Genomic DNA, 13,703 nt, shown 5'->3' on the forward strand with positions numbered 1-13,703 from the left:
GGCAACACACACAAAAGTGTGGTCGCGTTTCGACAAGCCGCCGGGCAACTGGCAAAACGAATGACTGACTTTGGAGGTCAATAATGAAAATCAGGAGCCTTCTTCTGGGTTCTGTGGCGGCAGCGGGTCTCTCGACCGGCGCCTTTGCGGCCGATCTCGGCGTTCTGACGTCGCTCGACGTCTGCGACGCGCTGGGCCTGTCGGGTCTGACGATCTCGTCCGACACCAACTGCCTGCAGATCACCGGTGAAGTGAAGTACAAGTTCACCTGGGGCGACTATCAGGACGCCGTGCTCGTTCCGACCGCTGCTGGCACCACGCCGCTCGGCCTCGGCGTTGTTGGTGGCCACGGCTTCGTGCCGGGCGACGACGACCGTCAGGATTGGCAGTCGCGCTTCGACGCCTGGATCAAGTTCGTTGCCACTGCTGACTCCGATTTTGGCCCGGCCAAGGCCGTGCTGAAGCTCAAGCAGGTTCAGAACCGCAAGGTGACGAACGAGCTTGCGACCGGCGGCGTCGACTACAACCAGGACGGCGACTACCTCGACATCTTCGACGCCAACACCGATGACGACATTCTGGGCTTCGCCGAGAAGGCCGGCACGGGCATTGGTAGCTCGGACACCGGTGGCGTCATCCTCGACGAAGCTTATGTCTCGATCGGCGACTCGACCGTGATCATGGCGGGCAAGAAGGGCTCGATCATGAACAAGGCTGACGACGAGCCGCTGACCTGGCTTGACCTGTTCAACTCCGAGAAGGTTGATCGTGGTGTGTCGTGGGGTCCGTTCAAGACCGATCAGGGCATCGGTGACGGTGGTCACGTTATCCAGGTCACCTCTGACCTCGGCAATGGCTTCACCGTCAGCGGTGGCGTCGAGAAGCTCGATGGTATCAATGGCTACGCTGGTACCGCTGTTGGCGTAATCGCCTACGCCGGTGAGGGCATCTCGGCTCACATCACCGGTGCGGCTGGCGGCATCCTTGATGCGGAAGTCAACAACTGGGGTATCCACTCCGGCTTCGCTGGCACTTTCGACAACTTCAAGGTGGTTCTCGCCGGTGCTTACGGGCACTCGGAAGACTTCGCTTACGACTACTGGAACGTTCTGGCGTCCGCTTCGGCGACCTTCGACATGTTCACCATCGCTGGTGCCGTCGAGGCTGTGGATGATGGTGTGACCGGTACCGACTTCGGTGCGAGCGCGTCCATCGGCGTGACTGTTGCCGAGGGCGTTGCCATCAACGTCGGCGGCCGTTGGTACCACGACGACGCAAGCGGCGCCGACTCGTACCAGGTCGCGGCTGGCGTCTCGGCTGCTGTGACCGAGTCGATCACCATCACCGGTGAAGTCGGTTACATCTACGATGACTACGCCAAGGCGGGCAGCGGGTTTGTTGGTCCGACTGTGACTGTGGCCCCGGTTCCTGCAGTTGCGCCCAAGTTCGCGGACGACGTGTTCTACGCTTCGGCCAAGCTGGCTTGGGCTCCGGGCGGTGGTTACACCTCCTCGATCAAGGGCACGATCGGTTCGGGCAGCGCTTCGGACGATCTCGGCTACAAGATCGAGACCGAGTTCAAGAAGACCTTCGAGTAAGCCTTAGGGCCCAATCGGATTGGAGAGGCCCGGCGTCAGCCGGGCCTTTCTGTTTGTGGTGTTCACAGAGTTGTCAGGCTTCGTTCATTTGGCCGCATTTATCGGTTCATGCTGACATTCAGAAATTGTCAGTGGCGTTGACGCACTTCTCCGATTCAGTGTTTGGCGCTATGGCTCATCGTCGGCTCGCTGCCGGCGGATTTCTTGTTTCGGGGGCGGCATGAGCGGCATCTTCCTGCGCTGGGGTGTACCAGCCTTCGTCACGGTCATCGGCGGTACGGCCGCTGCGGTGGCGACGAGTGGCAGCGCCATCCCCCAGGACCTGGCCAGCCGCACCAGCGCGGTTATCGCCACCCCCGAGTTCGAATGGGCCAAGCTCAGCTTCGACATGCGCGATGCCACGCTCACCGGCACGGCGACCACCCAGGCGATGATCGACGAAGCCGTGGCGAAAGTCGCAAGCGTGCACGGCGTGCGCTCGGTGACCTCCAGGGTGGTGCTCGCCGAGTACGTCAGCCCATTTCCGTTCGTTGCGACCGTGGACGGCGGAGTCCTGACCCTTTCCGGCGGACTGCCCGACGAGGCGGCGCGAGCCGAGATCCTGGCGGTGGCGGGCGAGGGGGTGCGCGACGAGACCCGCCTGATGTCAGGAGCGCCGAACCGGGCGAACTGGATTGCCGCTGCCACCTACGCCCTCGGCTATGCCAGGCAACTCGATGAGGGCGAAGTTGCGCTCGCCGACCTCGACTTGACCGTCTCCGGTCGCGCCAGATCGCCCGAGGCCTATAGCGCGCTCGCTGCTGTCGACGCAACGAAGGCGCCAGCCGCCGTCACTCTTGCCTACCGCGAGGTGCAACCGGCGCTGGCTTCGCCGTTCGAGTGGCGCGCCGAATATGACGGGCAGCGGCTGACCCTGTCCGGCGCCACGCCAAACGAGGCGCTGGTCGGTGAGCTCGAGGCCATGGCGCCGGCCGGAACCAGCGTGTCGACGAGCCTGGTGCTGGCCTCCGGCGCTCCTGCCGAGTTCGTTACATCTGCCAAGTTGCTGGTGCAGAATCTCGTTAAGCTGGAAAGCGGTAGCGCAACGATCTCTGATAGCACTTCAACGCTGGAGGGCTCGCCCGCGGACGTTGCTGCAGCTGAATCCGTGCGGGTCGCCATGACTCCGTCAGGCGCCGCCGTAACGCTCGGTCCGCCTCACATCAGCGAATACTGGTTGAGCGCGGAGCGCAGCGGGAACGGGATCGTGCTGGATGGCTTCATCCCTGATGCCGCACTACGGGATCGCCTTGAAGCGCTCGACAATGTCGACGCTGCCGGGCTCGAACTTGGCCGTGGCGCGCCGGAGCGTTTCGAATCCGCGATCGACTTCGTGCTCGAAACGCTGCGCCGGATGAGTGAAGGGCACGCTGCCATCCAGGGGACCGTGATCACCGTCGAGGGCCGTGCCGCCACTGTCGCCGACTTCGAAGCCATCGAGACGCGGCTGGAGCTGGGGGCGCCGCAGGGCCTGATTCTCGCCAACACGACGGTGAAGCCGCCCCTGGCGACGCCTTTCACTTTCGCCGCCGAAAAGAACGCTGCCGGGCAGTTCGCGCTGTCGGGTTATGTTCCAAGTGCAGCCATACGCAAGGCTCTTGCGGCGGGGCTGCCGGCGGGCGCAACCGACACGACTGTTGTCGCCGACGGCAACCCGGCCGACTTCGAGGCTGCGGCGCAGAAGGCGCTCGGCGTGCTGCGGATGCTCGACAGCGGCAAGGTCAACTATGATGGCGCGAGCTGGAGCCTGAGCGGCGCTGTCGATACGCCGCAGGAGGCATTCGCCGCCGAATCCGCCTTCGCCGCGACCGGCCTCAGGACTGCTGGCTGGACCTACGCCGTCAGTCTGCCGGAAGCGGCCAAGACGGCGGCTCTGCCAGTCGTCGATCCTTATGTCTGGCGGGCACAGAAATCGGCCAATGGCGGTATCGCATTCACCGGATTCGTGCCCACCGAGCAGTTGAAGCGCTACCTGTCCGTGCACGCCGGCACCAACGTCGTTGATAGTACCACGCTTGGCGCGGGAGCTCCCGAAGGGTTCATCCCGGCGTCGATCAACGGACTCGATGCGCTGCTGGCGCTCGACGAGGGCACGTTGGCGCTGTCGGCGGGCAGTTGGTCGCTGACCGGGAAGCTCGCGACCACAGCGGCCCGCTATGAGGTCGAAGCAGCGCTGCGCGCAGCGGCCGACACATCGGCCTGGCACGTGGCGCTCCAGGCCGCAGATGCCGCGCCGGTCGTAACGCCGTTCGTCTGGTCGGCAGTGAAGGCGGCCGATGGGAGTATTGCGCTCTCGGGCTACGTTCCGACTGAGGAGGTTCGCCGCTCCGCGGCCGTTCGCGCCGGTAAGCTCAGCAGTGACACGACCCTGGTCGGTTCAGGCGAACCGCAGGGCTTCATCGCCGATTCGATGGCCGGTCTCGATGCGCTGCTGAAGCTCGAGAGCGGCGAGGTGAAGTATGACGGCAAATCCTGGTCCATTTCTGGCCAGCCGCTGACCGCAGCCGACGCCGAGGCGGCACGGGCCGCCCTCACGACGGTATCGGGTGGCGGAGCCGGGTGGGCCGAGGCTCTTGCCGAGCCCACGCAAGCGATGCCAGCTCCCGAGCCAGCGGCCCCCGAAGTCGCCGCTGCGCCGTCGGAGCCGGCTCCAGCCGAACCCGCTGCCGCAGCGACCGAGGCCGCCGTGGAGACAGCTCCAGCGACCGAGATCGTTCCCCCTCCATCGAGTGATGTCGCGCCGGTCCCGGGCGTAGATGTTGCAGCTGCGCCGGATGCACTGCCCGAACCGGCGCCCGATATGCAAGCCGCACCGATTCCGGATGCAGAGACTGCACCCATACCGGATGCCGAGGCTGCAGCGGGAGAGCAGGACGTGGCGGTGGCTGAGCCCCAGCCGACAGCCGAGCCCGCAACCCCGGTAACTCGCAACTACCTGTTCGACGCCAAGAAGCCGCTCGGCGGACAGATCGCCTTCTCCGGCGCCGTGCCGGCTGAGCCGATGCGGCAACATCTCGCTGTCATCGCCGGCGTAGAGCCCTCGGAGACACTGGCGATCAACCCCGGCCTCCCCGGAGATTTCGTCACCAATGCCGATGCCGGAAGCCGCGCGCTGGCCCTGCTGGCGGATGGCGAGTTCGGGCTCGATGGGGATCGCTGGGTCCTTACCGGTCGGGCCGAGAGCGAGGAGGCGAAGCAGGCGGCGCTGAGCGCGTTGGCGGCGGTGCCCACCCTCGATCAATGGGAAACCAGCGTCACCTTGCTGCCGCCACTCGAGGTTTGCCGCGACAAGGTAACGGCATTTGCGGCGCGCAATGCCATCGTCTTCCAGTCCGGCAGCGCCCGGATCGCTGACGAGTCGGTGCCGGCCATCGATGAACTGGCGGGCTATCTCGCCCTTTGCCCGGAAGCGACGGTCAACGTCGAGGGGCACACCGATGCCGACGGCGAGGATGAGGCGAACCTCGCCCTCTCCGTGTCGCGGGCCGAGGCGGTGGTCGATGCGTTGATCCTGCGCGGCATCGGGCCCGAGCGGCTCTACGCTATTGGCTACGGTGAAAGCCTGCCGATCGCCAGCAACGAGACACGCGCCGGCAAGCAGGCCAATCGCCGCATCGCCTTCACTCTCGCGGACGAGTAACGAACGCCTATGACCCTGGATTCTCTGATCTATCTGCTCGAGGTCTACTGGCCATTCGTCCTGGGCGCCGGAGCAATCGGTCTCGTTACCGGCTGGCTCTCCGTCCGCACCCAGAAGAGTTGAGGCAGCAGATGCTCAACCCTGCCCACATTCTAGAGATCGCGCTTCTCTTGCTGGTGGCGTTCCTCGTTGGCGCGGTTCTCGGGGCGCTCGCGCGCCTGGCGGTGTCGCGCTTCCTGCCGGTCAAGGCCCCTGCCTCGCCGCAGGTTGTCGTTGCCGAGCCGCCCAAGCAAGAGGCGGCGCCGGCATTGGTCGCCGCCCCGGTCATCGGCGAAGTGGCAAAGACACCGACGCCCACGGCGCCCGCCGAGGTGCCGACCCTCGATTTCACCGAGGCGCTACTGGCGCTGGCCGGCGACAAGCCGGGCAGCCCCGCGAGCCAGATCCAGATCCCGAGCATCGCGCCGTTGCCGACGGTTGCCATACCGAAACCGGCCGCAACCATGGGGCCGGCGCGGGTTGCCGGTGAAACCACCTCCGGTCGTCTTGTGCCGCACCCGCGCAGTTCGGTTGAGCCTGCTCGGGTGATCGCCCTGGGGGCGGGCGCCGAGGTCATTCCATTCCCGCTGGAAAAGCCGGTGGCTGCGGTCCCTGAAGTGCCTATCGTCACGCCTGGTGTGGCGCCAGCACGCGAACCGGCGCTCCCGGTGAGTGTCGAGGAGCCGTCCGGGCTGAAGATCAAGGCCGAGGAAGCGGTCCTCGAGGTAGAAGGCGTCACGTCGGTTGCGGTGGAGATCGCGCCAACCATTGCGACCGTGCCTGAGGTGGAGGTGCCTGTTTCGCCTCCGGCGCCCGTCGCGGACGCGGAACCTGTCGCGAGCGCGACCGGAGATGCCCCCGCTGAGGAATCTCCCGGCTCGGTTGCCGATATGGCGCCGGCCGAGCCCGTTATCCCTGCCGAACTCGAACTCGAAACCGAGCCCGAGCCCGAGCCCGCGGTCGCTGACCCGGCGATCCCGGCCGTTCCGCCTTCTCAGGATGACGAAGACGATGAGACGGCTGCCATGCGCGCCATCGAGGGCAACTGGTCGCCCCGACGCACGGCCCCGTCGCGGCCCCGCCGTGTCGACCTTCCCGAGGTGTCCGCGGAGGCCGCTGTCCTTGCCTCGGCCGCGGCGGTTGTAGCGGCGGCGCAAGCTGCCAACGTGGCAATGGCGGCCGAGGTGGAGGTTCCCGGCAAGCCGGTCGGCATTCCCGCGCCGCGCCTCGGCGTCAAGGATGATCTCACCCATGTCATCGGCATCCTGCCGATCATCGAAACGGCGCTGAACACGCTCGGCCTCTACCACTTTGACCAGGTTGCCGAACTGACCGACGAGAATGCCGACTGGATCGAGAACCATCTTGGTATTGCGGGGCGGATCGGTCGCGAGCACTGGCGTGAGCAGGCGCGTGAGTTGGCGTTGGCAATGGCCCGGACGAAAAAGGCGGCGGGCAAGCAGTAGGCCGCTGCCCGCAACTGAGGCCCTTGCCTGACACCAAGGTACCCCACTCACCGGCCCATCGATCCACTTGCGCCGCCGCGAGTTGGGTCCCAGTTTTCGCTCATAGCCGCTAAATTGCGATGGGCTTTGTCACAGATGCCTCCCCACACACGGTGTCACCCCGGCGCAGGCCGGGGGCCATCTCGCGGCGAGGGCTTTGCCCTCGTCCGCCTGAGATGGTAAGGTATTTGCGCAAGTGCCGCCCCATCTCAGGATGGGGCCCGGCCTGCGCCGGGATGACATCGAGTTCTTGGGTGCCGCCGGTGGCGAACTCATGCCGCGGCGCACACTTAACTTGGCGCATATGAGCTTTCGCTGGGATGACACCGAGTTTGGGGTGGCTGCGGTGGGCACTCGATCGTCAGCCCTCTTGCATTGGAGTGGTGGCGGGCACCGGGCCGTCTCGCCCGCCGACATCGAGTCGGCCCCTCAGGCCGCCTTGGCGCGCCGCTTGATCAGCTTGCGCACGAACTCGGCGATCGGGCCGACATCCTCGGGCGTGTTGAGCAGGGCAGGGGACCCCGAGCCCTCGATCACATACCCCTCCGCGTCGCGCCGGCGACGCAGCATTTCCTCGAACGTCTCGCGCCGCACCTGTTCGGTCAGTTGCGTGCGCATCAACAACAGCGGCGCGCTGCCGAGGGCGTCATAAAGCTGCCACTGCGGTACCAGGATATCGTCATGCTCGAAGGCCTCGAGCAGGCCGGTGAGGTGCGGATCGAACAGCGCGCGTACCCGGTTGCGCTTGTCGAGATAATGCGTACGCGCTGCCAGCACATCGAGCAGGCCCTCGGTGGCAGCGGGATAATCGGGCGCCAGCATGCGGCGCGCCATAGTTCGGAAGCCGGCCTCGGAGCGATTGCCTTCGAGATCCCTGAGGTTGTTGCGCAGCCGGACGAGGCCGCGCGGGTCGGAGACCGGGCCGGCGTCGATGAGGATCGCGCCAGCCACCAGGTTTGGCCGCTCGGCCGCAAGCGCCATGACCACCTGGCCGCCATAGCCCTGGCCAACGAAAATGCCACCATCGACGGCCAACGCGGCCAGCACCTGGATCAGCTCCAGTGCATCGACCGTCGAGATGTAGCGCGATTTGTCGGTGCGGTCCGACGAACGGCCACGGCCCTTGAGGTCGACCATGACGATCGGCCAATCGTCGCCATAGACGCGGTGAAAGTGGTTCGCGAAGTCGGTGAAGTCCGACATGTTGCGCTGGTAGCCGGGCACGCAGACCAGCGGAACGCGGCCGATTGCCAGGCGGCCGGAGATATGGACTGCCATCTGCTCGTCTGCCGGCCCGATCGTGTAGCGTGCCACCGGCATGGCGGCAAAGCTGCGATGATCATCCGGTATTGGGCGCGGGCGCGAGAACATCATTGAACAATAGCAGAGTTGGCGTCGTCCCAGCCACCGCCCGGAACGCTATCCCGGGATCTTTCGCAGCGCCTCGCCGATGCTCAGGTCGTCCTTGCCGAGGCGTGCCCGGTAGACGAGGTAGTTACCCAGCACGCGCTTCACATAGGTCCGCGTTTCCTGCACCGGGATCAGTTCTACCCAAACTACCGGATCGATTGCCTCAGAACGCGGATCGCCGAAGGTATTCATCCATTTGCGCGCGTTGCCAGCCCCGGCATTGTATGCGGCTGCGGCCAGCAGCAGCGAACCGTCGAAGCGCTCGAGCTGCGCCTTGAGATAGGTCGAGCCGAGCAGTGCATTGTAGGCGCCGTCGCTGGTCAGCCGGCTGGCGGAGTATTTCACTCCCAGCTTACCGGCCGTCTCCTTTGCCGTCGCCGGCATCAGCTGCATCAGGCCACGCGCCCCGGCCGACGAGATCGCGTCGACCTGGAAACGGCTTTCCTGTCGGGTGATGGCGTAGATGGCGGCGTGGTCCATCGAGGCGAGCTTGGTGCTCGGCAGGCCATCCTTGGGAAAGTTGAACGGGTCGAGCGGAATGCCGCGCTTTTCGGCCGTGTCGGCGATGGCAATGGCAAGATGATGCGCATCGAGCGATTGGGCGAGCCGGGCCGAAAGCAACAGGTCGGCGCCATCGGTGAAGCCATCGGCAAAACTGCGGAGCAGGGGGATCGCCAGCTCCTTGTGACCGTTCTCGGCGAGGAGCTTCACTGCGCGGACCGGCTCACGGGCCTCGAACCCGGCCTCGGCCTCTTTCCAGGACGGCATGTCGCGTAGCTCGGTCGAGGGTTTGCCGAGTGCAGAGCGGGCCAGTTGGCCGTAGTAGATGGTGCCGAACGCTGCGGCGTTGCTGAACGCCTCCGCGGCCCCGGACTCGTCGCCGAGCGCCTGCCGGGCACGACCGAGCCAGTAGTTCGCCTGCGTGACCGAGTCCGGCAGCGTCGAATGCTTGGTCATTTCCTCGAAATGGGAGGCGGCCGCCTCGGCATCCTTGAGGAACGCCAGGGCGATCCAGCCGGCATGGAAATGCGCTTCCACCAGCCGGCCATCCGGCCCCTCGCGATAGCCGTCGGCAGCACGGTACGCCCGCTTCACCTCACCCAGAGCCAGCAACTGGCGGGCGAGGGTGCGGCGTTCGTACCAGAACTCGGCGGCATCGACCGGCTCGCCCTTGGCCTTGTCGAGCCAGGTGATGGCATCGTCCCACAGTTCGAACTGGCGGGCCCGCTGAGCCCGACTGAACTGGTAGACCGAGTTACCCCGCATTGACGGGTCGACCGCATCCAGCAGTTTCTTGGCGTCCTTGGCGTTGCGCGACACCGCGTTGCGCGCCACCGCCAGCGATTTCTGCGCCGGCGTCAGGTACTGCATCAGCCGTTCCACACCGGTGGCGCGATCGTGCATCATCAGGTGCATTGCGCGCGCCCAATGCGCATCGCGATCGAGCAGGTTGCCGAGCCGGTCGAGCACCCTGGCTTCTGTCGCCTTGTCGAGGAAGTTCTCCGTCCAGATGGCGCGGGCGATGCGCGCAGCGCGTTCTTTCTGGCCGTCGGCGACGTAGGCTTCGGCCAGGGCGATCTGCGCCGCCAAGGTGCTGGGCATTGCGCCGCCGAGCGCTTTGATCAGCGTCGCGCCGTCTGCCTTTTCCCGGGTGAGCGCCTCTTCGAGCCGAGTCTTGAACACCGGGCTCGCGACGAAATCCGGAGCATCGGCGATGAACTTCTGCACTGAAGCGGCCGGCACGGCGCCGTTGCCATAAAAGATCGCCGCCCACTGGATAGCGTGACGCTCCGCCGTATCCGCGATGCTGTCGGCCAGCGCGAACGCATCTGTCCGCTTGCCGTCGGCGAGCAGCTCCAGCGCCTCCTTGAACGTCGCGGAAGCGGCTTTGCTCTCGGCAACGGGCGCTTTGGCCGGGATCGAGCCGGTGGTCAGGGGGTCGACCAGCGAAGCCTCGACTGCGGGAGCGAGGGGTTGCCGGGCGACGGGCGCCACGACGTCGGCGGTCGCTGCATCGTTGGCGCGCGACAACAGGATCGGCAGCGTCGCAGCGCCGATCACGCCCAGGCCAACAATTCCAGTGGCGATCAGGCGGCGGGCGCCTTTCGCAACAACCATGGTAACCGTCCTGTTGGTCCGCAATACGAAGTCCAACAAGGTGCCCCCACCCTTGCAGCGTCCTAGGTTGCACGGCGCGCGTGAACGTTTGGTTAGCCGCTCGGTCCTTGTGGGTGTGCGTCGCGCCCTCTATCGACAGCTTGCTTGTCGCGCCGCACGAGAAAAACTATGGTGCGCGATTGTGGCCCCCCGATGATCGGGATGTGGCCATGTTCTGGCCACAAGGCCCTACCAATCACAGCCGCGAACGCCAAGGGGCGTCGCCATATGAGGAACTGACCCGAAATGTTGCGAGGTTCGATCACAGCGCTCATCACTCCGTTTGCGAACGGGGCGCTGGATGAGAAAGCCTTCAGCAATTTCGTCGATTGGCAGATCAACGAGGGCTCGCACGGGCTGGTGCCGGTCGGCACGACCGGCGAGAGCCCCACGGTCAGCCATGAAGAGCATCGCCGTGTCATCGAGATCTGCGTCGAGGTCACGGCAAGGCGCGTGCCGGTGGTTGCCGGCGCCGGCTCGAACTCGACTGCCGAGGCGGTGTCGCTCGCGCGCTTTGCCGAGGAGGTCGGAGCCGACGCGGTGCTGTCGGTGGTGCCCTACTACAACAAGCCGACCCAGGAGGGGATGTTCCAGCACTTCTCCGCCGTCGCCTCGGCGACCGCCTTGCCGATCGTGCTCTATTCCGTCCCCGGCCGCACCGTGGTCGACCTCACGGTTGACACCATCGTGCGCCTCAAGGAGGCGCATCCGAACATCCTTGGCGTCAAGGACGCGACGGCGAACATGGAGCGAGCCAGTGCGCAGCGAATGCGCCTGGGCGCCGATTTCGTCCTGCTTTCGGGTGAGGACGTGACGGCGCTCGGCTTCAACGCGCATGGCGGTCATGGCTGCATTTCGGTGACCTCGAACGTCGCGCCGCGCCTCAGCGCGCTGTTCCAGAATGCCTGCCAGCAAGGCAACTTCGCCGAAGCGCTGGCGCTGCAGGACAAGCTGTTCCCACTGCACAAGGCGCTGTTCCTCGAGAACAATCCCGGCGGCGTCAAATATGCGGCGGCGAGGCTTGGGCTTTGCCGCAACGAATTCCGCCTGCCGGTCGTCCCGGTGTCCAAGGACAACGAGAAGGCAATCGATGCGGCCTTGTCGCATGCGGGCCTGCTGCCCAACTAAGGAGCGAGTAGCGAATAGGGGGTAGCGAGCAGGGGAGGCCCCTTTCGACTTCCTTGAGTTTACTCGCTATTCGCCACGTACTATTCGCTGGAACCAATGGCCAAGACACCCAACAAACCGGCGATGATCGTCACCGGCCCGATCGCGGAGAACCGCCGGGCCCGCTACGACTACGAGATCACCGACACCCTCGAAGCCGGCATCGTCTTGACCGGCACCGAGGTGAAGTCGCTGCGGACCGGCAAGGCTCAGATCACCGAGGCCTATGCATCGCCGGAGCGCGGCGAGCTGTGGCTGATCAACGCCCACATCCCGGAGTACCTGCAGGCCAACCGCTTCAACCACGAGGAGAAGCGGCCGCGCAAGCTGCTGGTCAAAAAGAAGGAACTGGCGCGTTTGAGCCAGGACGTCGAGCGCGCCGGCAACACCATCGTGCCGATGAAGCTCTACTTCAACGAGCAGGGGCGCGCCAAGCTGCTGATTGGTGTCGGCAAGGGCAAGAAGAGCTTCGACAAACGCGAAACCGAGCGCAACCGCGACTGGAACCGCGACAAGTCGCGGATCATGAAAGAGGGCGGCCGCGGGTAGTCCCGCCTCGTTCGGCCAGGGCTGCTTTGGCCCGCAATTCCTGACTGATAGGACGGCCCCCTCCCGGCCTCCCCCTTTAAGGGGGAGGTGAAGAGTCGAGGCACCGTCATCATTCGTGCCCAATACTCCGGCAGGGCACCTCCCCCTTCATGGGGGAGGATGGGAGGGGGCCGTCTGCTTCGGCTCCATCACCTCCACAACGTTGTCACTCGGCCTCAGAAGTCGCCCCTCCCGCCTACTGCTGGATCGCCCTGGCGGCCCGCCCCACCACATCCTCGAACATCGCGGTGGTCAGCACCCCCGTATTCGTGTTGTAGCGCGAGCAATGGTAGCTATCGAACAGCGTCGCGCCGTTCGACAGCCGGTGCTCGGCGCCGTGGCCGAAGGCGAACTTCGCGCGTTTCTCGCCCAGCGTCGACAACAGCGAATCGTGGGCGATGCGGCCGAGCGCCAGGAAGGCGCGGGGACGGTGGTGCTCGATGGCGGCGCCGAGGAACGGCCGGCAGGTCTTGATCTCGTCGCCGGTCGGCTTGTTCTGCGGCGGCACGCACCGGACGGCATTGGCGATCAGCACGTTCCTGAGTTCGAGCCCGTCGTCCGGCCGCTGCTGATAGTGCCCGGTGGCAAGGCCGAATTTTTCGAGCGTGGCATAAAGCAGGTCCCCGGCGTAATCGCCGGTGAACGGCCGGCCGGTGCGGTTGGCGCCCTTGAGGCCGGGCGCGAGGCCAACGATCATCAGACCGGGATGCGCATCACCCCAGGTGGGCACTGGCGCATTGAAGAAATCCGGATAGGCGCGCTGGTTGTCGTGCCGGAAGGCGACGAGCCGGGGGCAGCGCGGGCAATCGTGCGGCGGGTTGGTCTCAGGCAATGTGGAACCGTCAGGGCTGGAGCGTGTTCAGGAAAAGTTGTGAGACTTTTCCGGTTCGAACGCGCGACAATCAAGAGTTTCCAGCATTGCTCGTTGCCATGAACGAGAAATGCTGGGGGACTCAGCTTCCCTTAGGGTCCACGGTCGCCATGGTCCGGTCAACCGGCGCTGCTGGTGCCGTGCGCTCGACCGGCGGCGTGCGGCCGACGATCTTGGCGAGATCGGCGACATCCATGAAGAAATCCGCCTGCCGGCGCAGGTCGTCGGCGATCATCGGGGTCGGCGTGGTCAGCGTCGAGACCACGGTGACGCGCTTGCCCTTGCGCTGCAGCGCCGCGACCAGCGCGGTGAAATCGCCGTCGCCGGAGAACAGCACCAGATGGTCGTAGTACTGGCTCATTTCGAGGGCATCGACGGTGAGCTCGATGTCCATGTTGCCCTTGATCTTGCGGCGCCCGGAAGCGTCGGTGAACTCCTTGGCGGGCTTCGTGACGACCGTAAAGCCGTTATAGTCGAGCCAGTCGATGAGCGGTCGGATCGAGGAGTATTCCTGGTCCTCGACCAGGGCTGTATAATAGTAGGCGCGAAGCAAGTACGACTTGGACTGAAACTCCGCGAGCAGCCGGCGATAGTCGATGTCGACGCCGATGGCCTTGCTGGTCGCATAGAGATTCGCGCCATCGATGAAGAGAACTATCTTCTCGCGCGGATCAATTGACATGCCTGTT

General features: G+C 65.4%; 9 protein-coding genes. 5 read left to right on the top strand and 4 right to left on the bottom strand.

Features of this window, described 5'->3' with window-relative positions:
- Positions 1-83 precede the first annotated feature (83 nt).
- The 3 genes from VGV07_RS19190 to VGV07_RS19200 all read left to right on the top strand — a co-directional run bounded on the left by VGV07_RS19190 (position 84) and on the right by VGV07_RS19200 (position 6,782).
- On the top strand, positions 84-1,598 hold the full coding sequence (locus VGV07_RS19190) for a hypothetical protein (RefSeq protein WP_326870335.1): 1,515 nt from the start codon (positions 84-86) through the stop codon (positions 1,596-1,598).
- Positions 1,599-1,818: 220 nt separating this feature from the next.
- Positions 1,819-5,277, top strand: a complete 3,459-nt coding sequence (locus tag VGV07_RS19195) for an OmpA family protein (RefSeq protein ID WP_326870336.1) — start codon at positions 1,819-1,821, stop codon at positions 5,275-5,277.
- A 131-nt stretch (positions 5,278-5,408) separates the two neighbouring features.
- Positions 5,409-6,782, top strand: coding sequence for a hypothetical protein (locus VGV07_RS19200; protein ID WP_326870337.1), 1,374 nt, complete (start codon positions 5,409-5,411; stop codon positions 6,780-6,782).
- 468 nt (positions 6,783-7,250) lie between these two features.
- Here the strand turns inward: VGV07_RS19200 and VGV07_RS19205 are convergent, their stop codons facing one another.
- Entirely contained in the window at positions 7,251-8,195 is a 945-nt protein-coding gene (locus tag VGV07_RS19205; RefSeq protein ID WP_326870338.1) for an alpha/beta hydrolase, read from the bottom strand.
- A 45-nt stretch (positions 8,196-8,240) separates the two neighbouring features.
- Positions 8,241-10,349, bottom strand: coding sequence for a lytic transglycosylase domain-containing protein (locus tag VGV07_RS19210; RefSeq protein ID WP_326870339.1), 2,109 nt, complete (start codon positions 10,347-10,349; stop codon positions 8,241-8,243).
- 285 nt (positions 10,350-10,634) lie between these two features.
- Here VGV07_RS19210 and dapA point away from each other — a divergent pair, with 285 nt between their 5' ends.
- Positions 10,635-11,516, top strand: a complete 882-nt coding sequence (dapA, locus tag VGV07_RS19215; RefSeq protein WP_326870340.1) for a 4-hydroxy-tetrahydrodipicolinate synthase — start codon at positions 10,635-10,637, stop codon at positions 11,514-11,516.
- Between the two features lie 123 nt (positions 11,517-11,639).
- Complete coding sequence (gene smpB, locus VGV07_RS19220; RefSeq protein ID WP_291312264.1) at positions 11,640-12,104, top strand: SsrA-binding protein SmpB; 465 nt, start codon at positions 11,640-11,642, stop codon at positions 12,102-12,104.
- Between the two features lie 235 nt (positions 12,105-12,339).
- Here smpB and VGV07_RS19225 read toward each other — a convergent pair whose 3' ends face one another.
- Together VGV07_RS19225 and VGV07_RS19230 are read right to left on the bottom strand one after the other, a co-directional pair.
- The gene (locus VGV07_RS19225; protein WP_326870341.1) at positions 12,340-12,975 is read right to left on the bottom strand and encodes a uracil-DNA glycosylase; all 636 of its coding nucleotides are present in this window, start codon (positions 12,973-12,975) and stop codon (positions 12,340-12,342) included.
- A gap of 121 nt (positions 12,976-13,096) precedes the next feature.
- On the bottom strand, positions 13,097-13,696 hold the full coding sequence (locus VGV07_RS19230) for an NYN domain-containing protein (protein WP_326870342.1): 600 nt from the start codon (positions 13,694-13,696) through the stop codon (positions 13,097-13,099).
- Positions 13,697-13,703 lie beyond the last annotated feature (7 nt).

The organism is Devosia sp., from assembly GCF_035944845.1.
Classification (GTDB): Bacteria; Pseudomonadota; Alphaproteobacteria; order Rhizobiales; family Devosiaceae; genus Devosia_A.

Excerpts from the sequence above, each read along its gene's own strand:
- VGV07_RS19190 (WP_326870335.1), top strand. The coding sequence starts at position 84 with ATGAAAATCAGGAGCCTTCTTCTGGGTTCTGTGGCGGCAGCGGGTCTC.
- VGV07_RS19195 (WP_326870336.1), top strand. The coding sequence starts at position 1,819 with ATGAGCGGCATCTTCCTGCGCTGGGGTGTACCAGCCTTCGTCACGGTC.
- VGV07_RS19200 (WP_326870337.1), top strand. The coding sequence starts at position 5,409 with ATGCTCAACCCTGCCCACATTCTAGAGATCGCGCTTCTCTTGCTGGTG.
- VGV07_RS19205 (WP_326870338.1), bottom strand. The coding sequence starts at position 8,195 with ATGATGTTCTCGCGCCCGCGCCCAATACCGGATGATCATCGCAGCTTT.
- VGV07_RS19210 (WP_326870339.1), bottom strand. The coding sequence starts at position 10,349 with ATGGTTGTTGCGAAAGGCGCCCGCCGCCTGATCGCCACTGGAATTGTT.
- dapA (WP_326870340.1), top strand. The coding sequence starts at position 10,635 with ATGTTGCGAGGTTCGATCACAGCGCTCATCACTCCGTTTGCGAACGGG.
- smpB (WP_291312264.1), top strand. The coding sequence starts at position 11,640 with ATGATCGTCACCGGCCCGATCGCGGAGAACCGCCGGGCCCGCTACGAC.
- VGV07_RS19230 (WP_326870342.1), bottom strand. The coding sequence starts at position 13,696 with ATGTCAATTGATCCGCGCGAGAAGATAGTTCTCTTCATCGATGGCGCG.